This window comes from Hymenobacter crusticola (assembly GCF_002154225.1).
In the GTDB taxonomy this organism is placed as follows: domain Bacteria; phylum Bacteroidota; class Bacteroidia; order Cytophagales; family Hymenobacteraceae; genus Hymenobacter; species Hymenobacter crusticola.
The window spans coordinates 1-19,343 of the sequence record NZ_MTSE01000018.1; the positions used below are offsets into that span (position 1 = coordinate 1).

Sequence of the window (19,343 nt, forward strand, 5' to 3'; positions counted from 1 at the left end):
TTACCGACAACCTAGGTCTGGCTAGCGCTGCTGTTCAAACCACGGTGACCGTTAACTCGGCTGCCAACCAAGCACCTGTTGCCAATGCCGGTGCCGCTAAAAGCATTACGCTGCCTACTAGCTCCGCCACATTAAGCGGCAGCGGTACAGATGCCGACGGCACCATCGCTTCTTATGCTTGGACCCAAGTGAGCGGCCCGAACACGGCGACTTTCACTAATAAGACGGTCGCTCAACCCGTGGTAAGCGGCCTGGCGGCTGGCACGTATGTGTTCAGCCTCATTGTTACCGACAACCTAGGTCTGGCCAGCGCCGCGGCTCAAACGACGGTGACCGTCAACTCGGCTGCTAATCAGGCGCCAGTAGCCAATGCCGGTGCGAATCANCGTATGTGTTCAGCCTCATTGTTACCGACAACCTAGGTCTGGCCAGCGCCGCGGCTCAAACGACGGTGACCGTCAACTCGGCTGCTAATCAGGCGCCAGTAGCCAATGCCGGTGCGAATCAAGTCATCACACTTCCTACTAGCTCCGCTACCTTGAGCGGCAGCGGCACCGATGCTGATGGTACCATCGCTTCTTATGCTTGGAACCAGGTGAGCGGCCCGAATACGGCCACCTTCACCAACAAGACGGTCGCTCAACCCGTAGTGAGCGGCCTGGCTGCTGGCACGTACGTGTTCAGCCTCATTGTTACCGACAACCTAGGTCTGGCCAGCGCTGCTGTCCAAACCACGGTGACGGTGAATGGTAATGCTTGCCAGGTAGCTAACCCCACAGTCGCTACTCCGGTGGCTTACTGCCAAGGTGCCACGGCAAACCCATTGAGCGCCAGCGTGACGCTTGCCAGCGGTGCTACCTTGAAGATTTACACCACGGCTACTGGCGGAACATCGCTAGCCACAGACTTCCGTCCGTCGACTTCGACCCTAGGCAACACCACTTATTATGTGTCGCAGGTATCGGGTACGTGCGAAAGCGGCCGCACCGCGTTGGTAGTGAATATCACGTCTGCGCCAGGCACGCCTAACATTGCCACCTCCGTTACGTACTGCGCTGGCACCCAAGCGAGTGCGCTGACCACGGCCGTAACAACAAGCAGCACGCAGGGTGGCACTCCTACCCCCGCTAGCGCCTTGCGTGTGTACACTGCAGCCACGGGCGGCACGGCACTAGCAGGTAGCTTCCAGCCTTCTACCGCCGCAGTAGGTACTAGCACTTACTACGTGTCGCAGGTATCGGGCACGTGCGAAGGACCGCGCATTCCCGTCACGGTGAATGTGGTGAACAGCCTGCCCGCACCTAAACTGCTCACCCCAGTGGGCGTTGACACGATGAACATTGCGGCCTGGGGTGACTCCTTCACCGACGCGCAGTATGGCTACTACCCCCAGACGCTTTCGCAGCTCAGCGGCTACAGCGTAGCGAACCTAGGTATCGGCGGCCAAACGTCGGTGCAGATCAAAAACCGTATGCTCGCCGACCCAGCCAAGCACTCCTGGCCGACGATCATCTGGGCGGGCCGTAACGACTCCGACCAGGGTGAGCAAGTGAAGGCTAGCATCGCCGCCATGGTGGCTGCGCTCCCGCACAAAGAGTACATCGTTGTATCGGTTTACAACGGCTCGGGCGAGAGCCCCGGCACCTACGGCTACGAGCACGTGATGTCCCTGAACGCCGACCTAGCTTCTATCTACGGTAGCCACTTCATGAACATCCGTCCTTATACAGTGTCGATGTACGATCCTTCGATTGCCAGCGACGTGACGGACTACAACAACGATACGCCTCCTGGCTCGCTCCGGTCCGACTTCCTGCACCCCAACAAGCCGGGTTGCTCGATCATCGCCAACTACATCTACGCGCACATCAACCAGCTCTTTAGCGTGAACTACTGCCAAGGTGCTACGGCTAGCGCCCTGACGGCTAATGTGCGCATCCTGGGTGGCGCTACGCTGAAGGTGTACACCACTGCCACGGGTGGTACAGCGCTGGCCGCTGGTTTCCGTCCGTCGACGGCTACCATTGGCAGCACCACGTACTATGTGTCGCAGCTGCTCAACGGTTGCGAAAGTGCCCGCACGGCCGTTACGGTGAACGTGAACAACTGCTCTAGCGCTGCTACTGCTAGCACCAGCAGCGCCCGCACCAGCACCATGAGCACGAGCACCAGCAGCACATTGGCTTCGCTCAGCGCTTTCGATGTGTATCCGAACCCCTTCTCGCGGCAGGCCACTGTCGACTTCACCTTCACCCAAGCGCAGTCGTACTCGCTAGAGCTGTATGACTCGTTCGGCCGCAAGGTGCAGCAGATTGCAACGGGCGAAGCCCAAGCTGCTACGTCTTACACGCACTACATCGACGGCACGAAGCTCAATGAAGGCATCTACGTGGTGCGCCTCGTAGCAGGCAAGTTCAGCAAAACGTTCACGCTGACCTTAAGCAAGTAATTCCGCTCCTCTCCCTACATTTCCTACTACTACAAAAGCGCCGGCCCCTTGGTCGGCGCTTTTGTTTTATCTGGGCTTGGCTAGTCACTGCCTCCAAAAGTCGCGCAATGATTTAACCTCTACGCTTGCCAACCTAGGTTGCCTTTGGGTGGATAACCAGCTCTGGCTAGAGATGACGCTCGATAGGCAGTAAGAGGTACCGTGTAAGTGCCTAGGATACATAAAAAATAATGTCATTATAACAATATAAAGTTTTCTTTCCCCATGCTACGCCTTATGTTTACAACCCACTCGCTATGTGCGCTTTACATAGTAAAAATCGCATACACCCCTACCCTTTCCATTACAACGTTAGGCTATGATTCCATTCTTTACTTCCGCATCTGGCCCTGCTCGACCGGTGGGGCTTTCACGTCGCTTACAAGCTAGATTACTGCTGCTAGTGGCCGTGAGCAGCATAGGTGGCGCTTACGCCCAGGCGCCCACTGTCACCGGCTTGACACCAGCGCGCAATGCCCGTTCAGCGCCGCGCACTACTAATGTGGCGGCTACCTTTAATCAGCCGCTTAGCAACACCCCCGTCACGCAGCAAGCCATCTGGGTGTTCGGTCAGCAAGCCGGTAAGAAAGCCGGCACCGCAACGGTGAGCGGCAACACCCTCACCTTCGACCCTAGCTCCGATTTCAAAGCAGGCGAGACGGTGTATGCCACCATTACGGGTGCGGCGCAGAGTAGCGGCGGCGTGGGAGCTATACCACACGTGTTTCAGTTTACCACCGCCACGGCGCTGGCACCGGCTACCTTTGCGCCGGCCCAGCTCGCTCCCCTAGGATTTTACCCTAACGAGGTGAAGTTTGGCGACCTGAACGGCGATGGCGCCTTGGATATTTTGGCGGCGAGCAACAATTCAAATGTTGCCATTCGTCTGAATAATGGCAGTGGCGTTTTCGGAAACACGCAAACAGTGGCAGTAGGCGCTGAGCCGCGCGTGCTGGCCACGGCCGACATAGATGGTGACGGCGACTTAGACTTTTTGACCAGTAATAACACCTCCGGCACCACTCCCGTGAGTGTGAATCTCAACAATGGGAATGGTACCTTCTTGAGCGGGCAGTCGGTACAACCGGGTGGGGCAGTGTTGAGCCTAACCCTAGGTGACGTGGATGGCGACGGCGACGCGGATCTGCTGATTGGCAAGTACTCCACGGTGGCCGTGCGCCTCAACAATGGCAGCGGTCTGTTCAGCGGCAATCAGGAAGTACCCGTGGATGCTATGTTCATCGAAGCCGTAGCGCTGGGCGATGTAGACAGCGACGGCGACCTCGACCTACTTACGGCCAACGACAGCCGAGGCACCGTGAGCGTGCGCCTTAACAATGGCAGCGGCACTTTCGCCGGTGGCTCCGAAGTGGCCGTGGGTGGGCAGCTGTTTGACGTGACAACCGGCGACGTAGACGCCGATGGCGACCTCGACCTGGTAGCTGCCAGCCAAAGCATGGGCAAAGTAAGTGTACGGCTGAACAGCGGCAACGGCACCTTCACCACGGGCCAGGACCTCGTGGTAGGACCTAGCCCCTACACAGTGGAGCTCGGCGACCTGGATGGCGATGGTGACCTCGACCTCGTCACGGGCCGCACGAGTGGGGGCACGAGCGTGAGCTTAAACAACGGCAGCGGCACTTACGCCCCTGCTAAGACACTGACGCCCGTATCATACTCCCGGCCACTAGCCCTCGGCGACGCCGACAACGACGGTGACCTCGACATTCTGACGGGCAACGACAGCAGCACCAGTTACGGTCTGAATCTATTCCTGAATCAACCTGCTCCTAGCATCACCAGCGTGACGCCCAATACCACATCAGCTGGCGTCAGCGTGACCATCATTGGCAACAACCTGCTAGGTGCTAATGGCGTGACCTTCAATGGGGTGGAAGCTACCAGCTTCGTAGCCAATTCGAATACGCAGCTTACCGTTACCGTACCGAATGGCGTTAGTTCGGGTCCGCTTGTGGTTACGTCCGTGCTCGGCAACAGCAACAGTGTGCCCTTTACCATCTCGTCGGCCTTGGGAGTAGTGAGCGTCACGCCAGCGCGTAATTCCAACACGGCGCCCCTGCGCGGGCCTGTGACAGTGACCTTGCGCGTTCCCTTCAGCAACAGCCCCGCCACCCTAGGTGCGCTAAAAGTTTTCAGCCAGCAGTCCGGCGGATTGAAGGCTGGTACGGCTAGCGTCAACTCTACCGCGCTGAGCTTTACGCCTGCGTCCCCTTTCAGAGCTGGCGAAACAGTTTACGCTACCCTCACAGGGCAAGCCCAATCGGGGCCAGGGGCTGAAATCACGCCCCACGTTTTTCAGTTTACCACGGCTACTAGCCCGAGTTCGGGGACTTTCTCCCCAGGCACGACTTTATCCCTTTACACGCCTATTACTACTGTGTTGACCGGCGACGTAGACGGCGACGGCGACCAGGACTTGCTCGTACTACCCTCCGTTTCGGGCTCCGCCCTGAGGCAGGTGAGAATCTACTTGAACAACGGCAACAGCTCTTTCACCAGCGCTTCGTCCTTCACTTTGCGCAGCACCCCCACCAACCTAGAACTCGGTGACATCGATGGCGATGGCGACCTCGATCTGCTTGCTCCCAACAACGGTCCCGTTCTGACAGGTACGCTCGATACATACCTGAACAATGGCCAGGGCGCCTTTACGCTGGTACCAGGGTCGGCGGCAAATCCTATTGCTCTCGGCACTTATAAGCTCCGGGACGCTGACGGCGACGGCGACCTCGATATATTTGCCTTGAACTACGCAACGGCGAGAGTATACTTTAATAATGGCAGCGGCACGTTCGGCTCGATGCGTGAAGTACCCGTAGGAGAAAACCCAGTTTTCCTAGCCGTGGGTGATGTTGACAATGATGGCGACCTAGACCTGCTCACCGCCCCCTACAGCCCTCAGATGACCGTGAGCGTGCGCTTGAATGATGGCACTGGCACCTTCAGCGGCAACCAAGAGGTGTATATCAGCGAAATCTTCCTGCCCAGCGGCCTCGACCTAGGTGACGTAGACGGCGACGGTGACCTAGACTTCGTGACGATCAGCAACAGCACCAAAAATGCGAGCATCCGCCTAAACAATGGCGCGGGCCAATTCAGCGGCAACCAGGAAGTAGCCGTCGGGAGCGGCGGCAACCCTAGGAGCGTGTCGCTGAATGATATCGACGGCGACGGCGACCTAGACTTGCTCACTACCAGCACCAGTAATACTGTGAGTGTACGCCGAAACAACGGCGCTGGTATTTTCACCGGCAATCAGGAAGTACCTTCCACGAATACCCCCGGCATCCTCTACGCCCGTGATATGGACAACGACGGGGACCTCGACCTCGTCACGCTGGGTTACGACGTGGTGCAGGTGCAGCTAAACGGCAACACGACCTTGCTGCCCACAGCCTTCTCCCCTGCCCGCAACGCCCGCTCGGCCCCGCGCGACACCGATGTAGCCGTCACCTTCAACCAAGCGCTTACCAACAACGCCGCCACGCAAGGCGCCTTGAAAGTGTTTGGGCAGCAAAGCGGCTTGAAAGCTAGCGCCGTAACGGTGAGCGGCAACACGCTCACGCTAAACCCTAACGCGGACTTCAAACCCGGCGAGAAGGTATTTGCTACCCTCACCACCGCCGCGCAAAGCAGCACCGGCAGCTTGCCGAACGCGCAGGTGTACCAGTTTACGGCGGCCGCAGCCTCTGGCCCAGGTACCTTCCTCGGCGGCTCCGACGCCGACGGCGGTGGCCGCCTGGCCGTAGGCGACGTCGATGGCGACGGTGACCTCGACTACGTGACCTACGGCGGCGCCGTGCGCCTGAACAATGGAAGCGGCACCTACACCAACGGGCAGCAACTCAGCATTGGCGGGCCGCGCAACGTGGCGCTCGGCGACCTAGACAGCGACGGCGACCTAGACCTCGTGCTAAGCGTGAATACGGGCCGGGGCTTCGTGTACGTGCGCTTAAACAACGGTGCGGGCACTTTCTCAGGCACCCAGCAACTATCGGTGGGCGCTGAGCCTTACGGCCTTGCCTTGGGTGACGTGGATGCGGATGGGGACCTCGACGTGCTCACCGCCAATGGCACCAGCGGCAGCGTGAGCGTGCGGCTCAACGATGGCTTGGGCACCTTTGCGAGCACGGGCCAGGAACTGAGCACCGGTGGCCAATCAACTAGCCTAGCTCTTGGAGACCTCGACAGCGATGGCGACCTCGATATCATCGTGGGAAACGTGAACACGAACACCGTATTGGTGCGCTTCAACAACGGCCAAGGTTCCTTCAGCGGCAACCAGACCGTGACCGTGGGCTTCAACCCCAACAACCTAGCCCTCGGCGACGTGGATGGTGACGGGGACCTCGACTTTGTGTCGTCGAACCTCAACAACTACGTGAACGGCCAGCGGACCAATGGCACCGTAAGCGTAGGGCTCAATGATGGCTTTGGCACCTTCCGCGAGAGCCAGCAAGTAGCGCTCAGCGGCAGCCCGCTCGATGTGACCCTGGGCGACCTCGACGGTGACGGCGACCTGGACCTGGTGAGCGCCAACGGCGGCAGTAATTTTGGGTCCACCGCCAGCGTGCGCCTGAACAATGGCAGCGGCACCTTTGCCGGCAGCCAGGAGGTGACCGTCAGCTCTGCTCCGGCCAGCGTAGTGCTAGCCGACGCCGATGGCGACGGCGACCTCGACCTGTATACCGGTGGCAGTAACTCTACCAGTGTGCGCCTGAACCAGTCGGCCGCTTCGCTGCTGGCCGTCACGGCGGTTTCTCCCAAGCGGAACGCCCCTACCGCGCCCCGCACCACGCCCGTTGCGGTAACCCTCAACCAAACGCTTAGCAATAGCCCAACCAACCTAGATGCCTTGCGTGTATTCAGTGCGCAGGCGGGCGGGCTCAAAACCGGCACCAGCACCGTGAGCGGCAACACGGTGAGCTTCGCCACGACAGCTAGCTTCAAGCCCGGCGAAACCGTGTTTGCCACGGTACTACCAGTCCTCCGCAGCACCGGCAACCAGACGCTGGTGACGCCGCAAGTCTTCCAGTTTACGGCGGCTACCGCCCCTAGCACCGTTACCTTCAGCGGCTCCGACTTGGGCGTGGGCACCAGTCCGCAAGCCACCACGACGGGCGACATCGACAACGACGGCGACTTGGACCTGCTCACCGTGAACACCACTCCCGTGGGCACCGTGAGCGTGCGCCTGAACAATGGCAACGGCACCTTCACCACGGGTCAGCAAGTGCCCGTTGGCTTTAATCCGTACCATCTCGTGCTGGGCGACCTCGACGGTGATGGTGACCTCGATCTGGTAGTGGCCAATGCGGGTGGCTCCGACGGTATCATCAGTCTCGCTTATAACAACGGCACGGGCACCTTTTACTTGTTCTCGCAGGCATACGCGGGCAACAATCCGCATGCGGTAGCCCTAGGCGACGTGGATGGCGACGGCGACCTGGATTTGCTCGCGGCCAACTACACCATCAGCGGCAACACCACCAGCAGTTCCGTGAGTGTGCGCCTGAACAGTGGCGGCATTGGCTTTGGCGGCCAACAGCAAGAAGTGAGCGTGGGCACGCGCCCGCTGAGCCTAGCCCTGGGCGACGCCGATAACGACGGCGACCTAGACTTGTTCACGGCCAACTCCAACACCAGCACCGTGAGTTTGCGCCTCAACACTGGCACCGGCATCTTCAGCGGCACCACCGAAATCGGGGTGGCCTACAACCCGGAAGTGCTGACCTTGGGCGACATCGACAACGACGGCGACCTGGACTTACTCACCTCCAATGCCGCCAGCAACGCCGTGAGTATCCGCCTGAACAATGGCCTAGGCTCCTTCTCCGGCACCGAGCAACTAACCGGCCTGAGCACGCCCCGCAGCCTAGCCCTCGGCGACGCCGATGGTGACGGCGACCTGGATGTACTCGTGACCAATGGCGGCAACAACACGGTGAGTGTGCGCCTGAACAACGGCACGGGTAGCTTCAGCGGCAACTTGCAAGTACCCGTCGGCACGGCGCCCACCGGCCTGGCCTTGGCCGACCTGGACGGCAACGGCACCCTCGACTTCGTGACTTCTAACCTAGGTGCCGGTACGGCCAGTATCCGCCTAAATGCGGCTAGTAGCGCTAGTGCGGCCAAAGTGCTGGCCAAGGCGCCGGCCAAGTTGACGGAGCAAGTGGAGCTGTACCCCAACCCAGCGCATGCCTCCGTGCACCTGCAACTGCCGACCGAACTAGCGCAACAAGCCGTGCAGCTTAGCCTGGTAAATGCACTTGGGCAAGTGGTGCTGGAGCAGCAGCTCTCCGCCCGCCAGACGGCCGCAGAGCTAAAGCTAGGTAGCCTGGCGCAAGGTGTTTACAGCATGCAGCTACGCACGGCGGCGGGCCTGGTAACTAAACGATTAGTAGTTGAGTAAAGCCCGCTACAACGAACGACCATTCTACAAGCTTCCAACAAAACGACCGGAGTCAGCAGTAGGCTCCGGTCGTTTTGCTGTTCAGCCCGCATTACCGACCAACTGATTCTCTGCAACACCAACCCTATTCTTTCTTAGCTATGATCACACTTCCTACTCTTCCGCCGGGTTTGCGACCTAGGCTGTTGCTGCTGTTGCTCGCCAGCACGAGCACGGCCTACGCCCAGACGCCCACGGTCACGAGCTTGTCGCCGGTGCGTAATGCGCGCTCGGCGCCGCAAGCCACTAATGTGGCGGTTAGTTTCAGCCAAGCACTGAACAGCAATGCCGCGACCCTAGGTGCGCTGAAAGTATTCAGCCAACAGGCTGGCGGCAAAAAGGCGGGCACGGCCACTGTCAGCGGCAACACGCTCACGTTCGACCCAACTACCGATTTTAAAGCCGGCGAAAAAGTCTCGGCTACCGTCACGGCGGCCGTGCAAAGCAGCGGCGGACAGAACCTAGCGGCGGGGCAAGTTTTTCAATTTACGGCCGCGGCCACAGGAGGCACAGCTAGCTTTTTCAATCAGCAAGTCAACCTGCTCGGCAGCAACACCGCGTACCCGGTACTAGGCGACGTGGATGGCGACGGCGACTTGGACGTGGTGAGCGGCGCGGGAGTGCGCCTGAACACGGATGGCCTCGGCACATTTGGGGAAAACCAACCCCTGCCTACCCCGGCCGCTTTCGCCCTTGCCTTGGGCGACGTGGATGCCGACGGCGACCTGGACCTGCTTACCGTGAACAACAACGCCGCGGGCACCGTGAGCGTGCGCCTCAACAACGGTAGCGGCAGCTTTAGCGGCAGCCAGGAGGTAGAGGTTGGTAGCTACCCAGCTAGCCTCACCCTAGGTGACGTGGATGGCGACGGCGACCTGGACTTTCTAACGGCCAATAACCCAGCTACCAATACCAGCAGCGGCTCCGTGAGTGTGCGCCTGAATAATGGCAGCGGCACGTTTAGCGGCACGCAAGAAGTTGCGACCAGCAACCGCTCTTCCACCGCACTCGGCGACGTAGATGGCGACGGCGACTTGGATTTGCTCTTAGGAATCTACAACAGTTCCGTTACTAGTGTGGTGCAAGTGCGCCTCAACAACGGCGCGGGCACCTTTGGCACGGGCCCAACGGCCCCCATCGACGCTGCCATTTACCAGCTGCTGCTGGAAGACATGGACGCCGACGGCGACCTAGATATGGTAGCCGCGCACATTGTGGTTCCGACAGGCATTCCTAGCCTGATTTCCCAAGGGCGCGTGATTCTGTACCGCAACAACGGCACCGGCAGCTTCGCCAGCGGCCAAGTAATTATGAGCCTCTCCAACCCTGGGCGGATAAGCCTAGGTGACCTCGACGGCGACAATGACCTCGACTTGCTGACCACCTACACCGGCTTCCGCTTCGACCCGCCCACCGTGAGCATTCACCTCAACAATGGCACCGGCACCCTCACGACGGTTAACGCCAAGCCCTACAACCCCGGTATTGCCAACACGGTGCTGGGCGATGTGGACAACGATGGCGACCTGGATTTTCTGACCAGCACCATTTTCTTCAACCAAAACGCGCCTACGCTCACCAGCGTAACGCCCGCGGCCGCCCCCGTGGGTGCCACCGTTGTGCTGCGGGGCAAGGACCTGCGCCAAACGACCAACCTGGCTATCAACGGCGTGTCCGTGCCGGGCTTCGTTATCAACTCCGACGCGCAGATCACCTTTACGGTGCCTATCTACGCCACTTCGGGCCCCTTGACAGTGACCACGACCGTGGGTACGGCTACCCTAGCTTTCACCGTGGCCCCACCCGACCTAGCTATAACGAGCACGATTCCGGGGCGCAACGCTATAGCCGCCTCGCGCAGCACCGACGTAGGCGTCACGTTCTCGAAGCTGATCCGCAACAACGCCGCGGGCCTAGGTTCTCTTAAAGTGTTCAGCCAGCAAGCCGGGGGCCTGAAGACTGGTATGCCGCTGATCAGCAACAGCTTCTTGGCGTTCAACCCCACTACCGACTTCAAGCCTGGCGAAACGGTATCGGCCACCCTCTCGCGGGCCGTGGAAGGCCGCAACGACGAGCGCCTCGGGGCTGGACAAGTAGTTCAGTTTACCACGGCCACGGCGCGCAGTTCGGCCCTATTCACCAGCGGCCCGAGTGTGGCGCTGGTCAACCCCTACGGCGCAACGCAGGGCGACGTGGATAATGACGGCGACCTAGATCTCGTAACCATTGACAACCTCAGCAACACGGTAACCATTCGCGTGCGGCTGAACGCAGGCAACGGCACCTTCACGAACGGGCAAACGGTGACTTTCTCAGAAACCTCGTACCTAAGCCAGACCAGCACGCTGCTCGGCGACATGGATGGCGACGGCGACGTGGACCTAGTGACCAGCGCTGGTGTGTACTTGAATACCAACGGTGTATTTGCGAGCACCCCGCAAGGTGACACTGGCTCTGTCGCCCTCGGCGACGTAGACGCCGACGGCGACCTAGACTTGATTGCCTCCAGCCTGGCGGCGGTTACGATACCCGGTCCCATTACCTACACCATCCGCACGGCGTTGGTGCGCCTGAACAACGGCAACGGCACCTTCACCCAGACGCAGCAGCTCACCGTGGGCAGCAGCGACAACAACCCGCCCACTTTCGCGCTGTTGAAGGACATAAACAACGACGGCGCCCTCGACTTGCTTATCTCTAACACCACTGCCAATCCGGGCTCTACAATGTTGCACCTGAACAATGGCTTCGGCACCTTTGATCCGAGCGGCCAGCAGTTGCCTGTTAGCAATCCGGCCGTGGGCGACCTCGACGGCGACGGCGACCTCGACCTCGTGGGCACCGCCAGTGCGGCCCCGACGATTCTGTTCAACAACGGCCGCGGCACGTTCAGCAACGGCCCAGCCGTGAACCTAGGTGCCGGCTTCACCCCTTCCGTCCTCGGCGACGTGGATGGTGACGGCGACTTGGACCTGTTCGTGGTGAGCCCCACGCAAGCCGGCATTCGCTTGAACGATGGCACCGGCACCTTCAGCGGCGCCGCCAACCTTTCTCTGAATGCCAGCCCCCGCACCCTCACTACCGGCGACCTCGACGGCGACGGCACCCTCGACCTAGTGGCACTTGGCTACAACAGCGCTACCACCAGCGGCGCGGCCAGCATATTTCTAAACAGCCACACCATCCCAACGGCGACGCTACCGGCCCAGCTAGCCGAGCAGATCAGCCTGTATCCGAACCCGGCACGCGCGGCCGTGCAACTGCGCCTGCCTGCTTCCCTCGCTCGACAGCCCCTGCAACTACAGCTGCTGAACACGCTTGGGCAGGTGATGCTGGAGCAAACACTGTCCGCACAACCAGCCACGGAAATAGCGCTGCCGCGGCTACCAGCCGGCGTGTACAACGTGCGTCTTACTACCACCCAAGGCTCCACTGCCAAGCGTTTGGTACTCGAATAGCAACCTATTTAGGCCGCGCCCCTAGCGCCCTATTACAGCAAAAAGAGCCGACTGAGATAGTCAACTCTTTTTGCTGTAATAGGGCGCTTATTTGTAGCTAGTGTACTCACTCATTTGGGGAGTAAATACGGACAGGGTCTTTCTCATCAACATACTGTAACTAAACTGATTATTTATTGGATCGGACTCTGAATCAACCTATCTTTTCTTAGGCTTCAGGCGGGAGAAGTTGTGCAGTTGAAAAGAGGTCATTACTACTTTCTTTCCACCCATATTTCTGTTCTGCTTATGCTACTTTCCTTTATTCCCTTATCGCGCCCGGGAGTCTTTCAGCTAGCCACGCGCTCAGTAAGCGCCGGCTTGATCGTGGTGGCGCAGGCTGGTTCTCTTTATGCCCAAGCGCCTCTCCTCACGGGGCTGTCGCCCGCCCGCAACGCCCCGTCGGCGCCGCGCGGCACCAATGTGGCGGCTACATTTAGCCAGCCTTTGGCCAATACTACCAGTAACCAGCAGGCCTTGCGAGTATTCAGTCAGCAGGCTGGTGGCCGCAAAGCAGGCACGGCTACCGTCAGCGGCAACACGCTCAGCTTCGATCCGACCACTGATTTTAAAGCGGGTGAAACAGTCTTTGCCACCATCACGGCAGCGGCGCAGAGTAGCGGCGGAGCAAGCTTAGCCAAGCCACAGGTATTCCGGTTCACCACGGCCACCAGCCCGAGCACGGGTACGTTCAGCCTCAGCTCTGATGTAGCTGCAGGCAACGCCACTGGCGCCCTGGTCACTGGTGACCTCGACGGCGACGGCGACCTGGACCTGCTAGTGCCTAGCGGCACTACGCCGAACGCCGGCGTCATCCGCCTCAACGATGGAACGGGCAACTTCACCGGTAGCCAAGAAATACCGGCCGCTGCTGCTAGCAATCTGCTAGGTGATCTGGATAGCGACGGCGACCTGGATTTTGTGGCCGGCGGCACCACCTACCTGAACAATGGGCAGGGCGTATTTAGCGCTGGCAGCAGCTTCGAGGCGCCCGGTTTGATGCCCAGCTTGCACGACATGGATGCTGATGGCGATTTGGACCTTTTGTCTACCATCGCCAACGGCATTAATGTGCGCCTGAACGATGGCACCGGCAACTTCAGCACCAGCACTACCTTCAACACGACTGTGCGCGGTATCACCGGCTACACGGCGGGCGACATCGACAACGATGGCGACATTGACGTGATTTTCGGCATTGAGCGGAGTGCGGCCACGGGCATTGCGCTCAATAATGGCAATGCCACGTTCAGCCTCGGTGCTACGGGCATCACCCAATTTCTTTCTGTGCCCTATTTGGCGACCCTAGACGACGTAGACCGCGACGGCGACCTAGATCTGCTCCACGCCGGCTCCGGCTCGGTGGAGGTGCTGCTGAACAATGGCGCCGGCAGCTTTAGCCCCGGCTCAGTAGTCGAAGGGGGCGGCGCCTTCATTCCAGCACTGGCAACAGGAGACGTGGATGGCGACGGCGACATTGATTTGCTTATCGAGAGCAGTACGGTTCGCGGGGTTTATATCCGCCTGAACAACGGCGACGGCACCTTTAGCGGCAGCGGCACCCTTGCGTTTGCAGCTTCCTCCGACCCACTCAAGCTAGCGGACCTTGATGGCGATGGTGACCTCGACCTGGTAGCAGGCACCGTCAATGGCGTGTCGGTATATCTCAATCAGAATGCAGGGCCGTTCGCCGTTACGTCTATCGCGCCGGCTCGTAACGCCGTAGCTGCGCCGCGTCCCACGAATGTGGCGGTCACCTTCACTCAACCCTTGAGCACGAGCGCCGCCACGCAAGGCGCGCTGAAAGTATTCAGCCAACAAGCTGGGGGCCAAAAGGCTGGAGCGGCAACCGTCAGCGGCAGTACCCTTACGTTTGATCCTACTGCTGATTTTAAGCCGGGTGAAACCGTATTCGCTACGCTCACCACAGCGGCACAAAGCAGCAGCGGAGCGAGCTTAGCCAAGCCGCAGGTGTTTCAGTTCACCACCGCCACTAGCCCGAGCAATGGCAGCTTCAGCGGCGGCTCCAGCCCTATGGTCGGTCAAAACCCGCAAGGTGTAGCAACCGGCGACGTGGATGGCGACGGCGACCTAGACCTGCTCACCGCCAACATCAGCAGCAGCACCGTGAGCGTGCGCTTCAACAACGGGGCAGGTTCCTTCAGCGGCACGCAAGAGGTGAACACCGGGCGCGGCCCCACGCAAGTCGTGCTCAGCGACGTGGATGGCGACGGTGACCTCGACTTCGTGACGGCCAACAGTCGCTCAATTTTTCCTAGCACCGTGAGCGTGCGCCTCAACAATGGGACCGGCAGCTTTTCCGGTGGTCAGGACGTCGCCGTCGGGTACACCCCGCACGCCGTAGCTCTGGGCGACATCGATGGGGACGGCGACCTAGATCTGCTCGCGCCAAACTACACGGCCGGCAACAGCAGCACTACCAGCACCGTCTCGGTACGCCTGAACAACGGCACGGGTAGCTTCAGCGGCACGCAAGAAGTCAGCATTGGCACGCGGCCGTTGAGCATCGCCCTAGGCGACGTAGACAACGATGGCGACCTCGACTTCGTGACGGCGAACTCCAACACACTCACTGCTAGCCTGCGCCTGAACGATGGCCTAGGTTCCTTCTCCGGCAGCACAGAAATTCCGGTGGGGTTCAACTCCGAGTCTATCGTCTTAGGTGATATCGACCGTGACGGGGACCTCGACCTAGCCGTCGCCAACCAAAATTCGAACATGGTAAACGTGCGCCTGAATAACGGTAGCGGCGGTTTCAGCGGCACCCAACAGTTTGCGGTAGGCACCAACCCGCACGGCGTAGTGCTGCACGACCTGGACGGCGACGGCGACCTGGACCTAGCTACGGCCAACACGGGCAGCAACACGGTGAGCGTGCGCCTGAACAATGGCGCGGGCACCTTCAGCGGCACGCAAGAAGTGAGCGTCGGAGCGGGGCCCTTTAGCCTCGCCTTAGGCGACCTCGACGGCAACGGTACTCTCGACCTGCTCACGGCCAACAGCGGCACCACTACCAGCAGTGTGCGCCTCAACGGGGTGCAGTCGGCCCAAAAGAACAGTGTGGCGTTGGCAGCGGCCCCAACACGGCTGGCGCCACAAGTAGAGCTCTACCCGAACCCCGCACACGCCTCGGTGCGCCTATCGCTGCCCGCAGAGCTAGCCCAGCAGCACCTCCAGCTACAGGTACTCAGTGCCCTGGGGCAGGTGGTGCTAAAACAAACGCTATCGGCGCAACCTGCCGTGGAGCTACAGCTGCCGCAGCTACCAGCGGGCGTGTACAATGTGCAACTAAGCACCCGCCAGGGGCTTATCAGCAAACGGCTACTGCTCGAGTAAAAGCTAGCCTAGCTTTCCCGAAAGCCGCTTTCTACCAGAGCCAGTCCGTGTGGGCTGGCTCTGGTTTTTACTGGGTAAATCCAATTAGCTGCCCCTTACGCAGACCCAAAAAGCCAGAGCGAATCTCTGTTATTTATAACAATTTCATCGACAAGCACTTACAAAATAAATCAACCGAGAATACCAGAAACATTGTAGGACTATAAATAGATTTATTATTTTTTATTGAACACTTTGTAAGTTTACGGTGCGACCTCGTGCACGCCGTAAAAGCGTGCTGTTTGGGTTGCGGGTGCTTTGCTTATTCCCCTCTGCTATGGTTTTATTTGCTACGCTTGCTTCCCGTTTAGCCTTTCTTACTTCGGGAGCTAGCTTTCCGGCCGTGTTGCGGACAGGAGGACTGCTGTTGCTGGCTGGTTCGGCGCAAGCGCAGGCACTTACCCTAAGCAGTGTGGCGCCCACGCGCAACGCGCTGGCTGCTTCCCGAGCGACCAACGTAGCGGCCGTCTTTAGTCAACCCCTTAGCACCAACGGAACTCCGCAACAAGCGCTGAAGGTATTCAGCCGGCAAGCCGGCGGCCGCAAGGCGGGCACGGTGAGCCTCGTCGGCAATACCGTAAGCTTTGATCCGGCCATTGATTTTAAACCGGGCGAAACGGTGCTGGCCACGCTGCCGACCATGACACTAACCGGCGGCGGGCCCGTCACGCTACCCCACGTTTTTCAGTTTACCACGGCTGCCGCGGCAGCGCCTGGCACCTTCAACGGCGGCTCCGAAGTGGTGCTAGGCACCCTGAACCACGCGCACTTAGCCGTGGGCGACGTGGATGGCGACGGCGACCTGGATTTTGTGACAACTAACGTTAACGCCAACAGCGTGAGCGTGCGCCTCAACAATGGCAGTGCTTCCTTCAGCGGCACCCAGGAGGTACCCGTAGGAAATGCCCCGTTGGACCTAGCCCTAGCGGACCTAGATAGCGACGGCGACCTCGACTTGCTCACCACCAACCTGACCAGCAACACCGTAAGTGTGCGCCTGAACAACGGCACGGGCATTTTTAGCGGCACCCAGGAAGTAGCGGTGGGCACGGTGCCCCAATCCGTGACCTTAGGCGACCTAGATGGCGATGGCGACCTGGACCTAGCCGTCGGCGCTACCGGCGATGGGCAGGTAACGATTCGCCTGAACAATGGCAGCGGTACCTTCAGTGGCACTACCGCCGTTGGCGTCGGCAACCAGCCGGTGAGCGTCGTGCTGGGCGATGTAGATGCCGACGGCGACCTGGACCTACTCACCGCCAACTATAACGACAACGCCACCGTGAGCGTGCGCCTCAACAACGGCACGGGCACCTTCACCGGCACCCAAGAAGTAGTGGTGGGGTCGCTCGTGCGCGACCTAGCCCTGGGCGACGTGGATGGCGACGGTGACCTCGACCTCGCTACCGTGAGCAGCTTGCACAACAGCACCATCAGCATTCGCCTCAACAACGGCAGCGGCAGCTTCGGCGGCACCCAAGAAGTAGCCGCCAGGACGGACGCCTCCACGGTGGTGCTAGCGGACGTGGACGGCGACGCAGACCTCGACCTGCTCGCCACGAGCCACGCGTATCTGGATGGGGCAACCAGCATCGTCGGCAGCAACGGCGTGAGTGTGCGTCTGAACAATGGCACGGGCATATTCAGCGGCAATCAGGAAGTGCCGCTCGTGCAGCCCACCACCAACTTCAACAGCCCCTTGGACCTAGCTCTCGGGGACGTGGACGGCGACGGCGACCTAGATCTGCTCGCGTCCAACAGCAACAATTCCGTGAGCGTACGCCTCAATCAACTTCCACCGCCTGCTTTTACGTTAACGGCGCTGATGCCTGGGCGCAATACGCTTTCGGCTGCCCGCTCTACGCCGGTGAAAGTTACGCTCAATCAGTCGCTGAGCACTGATTCGCCTACACTAGGTGCGTTGCACGTATTTAGCGCCCAAAGTGGTGGCCAAAAAGCAGGTACGGCTACTGTAAACGGCAGTACCCTAGCCTTCACGCCTGCCTCCGGGTTCAGGGCCGGCGAAACGGTCTTTGCGACCCTCACAGGCTCTGCGCTGAATTTGGCGGGTAACGCCGTGAAACCAACAGTGTTTCAGTTTACCACCGCCACTACTCGCAGCAATGCGCTCTTCAACGCGGGAGCTGATGTGGCCCTTAGCGCGGCACCAGCAGGCGTGGCACTCGGCGACGTGAACGGTGATGGCGCATTGGATTTTGTCGCTGCTAACCCCCTGATCAACACCGTGAGCGTGCGGCTGAATAGTGGCACGGGTACCTTCAGCGGTACCCAGGAGGTAGCTGTGAGCCCCGGCCGCACCCCAGAGTTCGTAGCCCTCGGTGACGTAGATGGCGACGGCGACCTGGACCTAGTCGTAGCTGCCTCCGACGCAGCGACGACGAACACCGGCAGTCTGATCGTGCGCCTGAACAATGGCACGGGCCTCTTTAGCAGTGGCGCCTCTTACTCAATAGGCTATGCCCCCCGTAGCGTGGTACTGGGCGACTTCGATGGCGACGGTGACCTCGACCTAGCGACGGCTAATGGCGCCGCTGGAACGCTAAGCGTGAGCCACAACGATGGCAAAGGGGTATTTGTTGAAACGCAACGTTTTAACCTCCGCTCTACTGTGGCCAACATTGCCGTGGGCGATATCGACGGCGATGGTGCCCTCGACTTAGTGGCCACAACGGCGCTGACCAACGCCGTACAGCTGCTACGCAATGGCGGCAATGGCTTGTTTGCCATTGCTGGCACTTTGTCCGTCAGCAGCCCAGGCAGTGTGGCCCTCGGCGACGTGAACGGCGACGGTACCCTGGATGTACTCGCAACCAGTGGCGCCACCGTGAGCGTCCGCCTCGGTAATGGCGCCGGTGCCTTCAGCAGCGGTCAGAGCTTAGCCACCGACGGCCCGCTTTATGCCCTCGCCCTAGGCGACGTGGATGGCGACGGCGACCTCGACGTAGTGGGTACCAGCTACAATACCAACGCGGTCAGCGTTCGGCTAAACAACGGCGCTGGTACTTTTTCGGGCGCTACTGCAGTAGCGGTTGGCACATTGCCTTACGGCCTAGCCCTCGGCGACCTCAACAACGACGGCACCCTCGACCTAGCTACTGCCAACCGTAGCGGCAACTCTGTGAGTATCCGCTTAAATAGTCAGGTATTATTAGCCACGGTACCGGCCCAGCTAGCCGCACAAGTAAGCCTCTACCCTAATCCTGCTCATTCCTCCGTGCAGCTGCACCTACCTGCCGAGCTAGCCCGTCATAGTGTGCAGCTGCGCGTGTTGAATACTCTAGGCCAAGTGGTGATGCAGCAAAACCTAGCCGGACAAGTTGCTCAACAAGTGAGCTTGCCCTCGTTAGCGGCCGGTGTCTACCAAGTCCAGATCGGCACCCGCTTAGGTGTGATCCACGAGCGTTTATTAGTGGAATAAACTCATTCCAACCCCCTAGAAAGAGCCGGTCCTGTGAGACCGGCTTTTTGC

Annotated in this window: 6 protein-coding genes; all 6 read left to right on the forward strand. The window is 60.0% G+C overall.

The window, feature by feature from the left end; genetic code table 11:
• Positions 1-44: 44 nt before the first annotated feature.
• The 6 genes from BXP70_RS31080 to BXP70_RS22485 all read left to right on the forward strand — a co-directional run bounded on the left by BXP70_RS31080 (position 45) and on the right by BXP70_RS22485 (position 19,292).
• Complete coding sequence (locus BXP70_RS31080) at positions 45-422, forward strand: PKD domain-containing protein (RefSeq protein ID WP_449404449.1); 378 nt, start codon at positions 45-47, stop codon at positions 420-422.
• Positions 392-2,449, forward strand: coding sequence for an Ig-like domain-containing protein (locus tag BXP70_RS22465; RefSeq protein WP_086596370.1), 2,058 nt, complete (start codon positions 392-394; stop codon positions 2,447-2,449). The genes BXP70_RS31080 and BXP70_RS22465 overlap by 31 nt, the downstream gene beginning before the upstream one ends.
• A 358-nt stretch (positions 2,450-2,807) precedes the next feature.
• Positions 2,808-8,921: an FG-GAP-like repeat-containing protein gene (locus BXP70_RS22470; RefSeq protein WP_086596371.1), complete on the forward strand. Its 6,114-nt coding sequence runs from the start codon at positions 2,808-2,810 to the stop codon at positions 8,919-8,921.
• A 140-nt stretch (positions 8,922-9,061) separates the two neighbouring features.
• Positions 9,062-12,418 carry an FG-GAP-like repeat-containing protein gene (locus BXP70_RS22475; protein ID WP_086596372.1) on the forward strand — a complete coding sequence of 1,119 codons (3,357 nt, stop codon included), beginning with the start codon at positions 9,062-9,064 and terminating at the stop codon, positions 12,416-12,418.
• 288 nt (positions 12,419-12,706) lie between these two features.
• Positions 12,707-15,814: an FG-GAP-like repeat-containing protein gene (locus BXP70_RS22480; protein ID WP_086596373.1), complete on the forward strand. Its 3,108-nt coding sequence runs from the start codon at positions 12,707-12,709 to the stop codon at positions 15,812-15,814.
• Between the two features lie 316 nt (positions 15,815-16,130).
• On the forward strand, positions 16,131-19,292 hold the full coding sequence (locus BXP70_RS22485; RefSeq protein WP_143436632.1) for an FG-GAP-like repeat-containing protein: 3,162 nt from the start codon (positions 16,131-16,133) through the stop codon (positions 19,290-19,292).
• Positions 19,293-19,343: the final 51 nt, after the last annotated feature.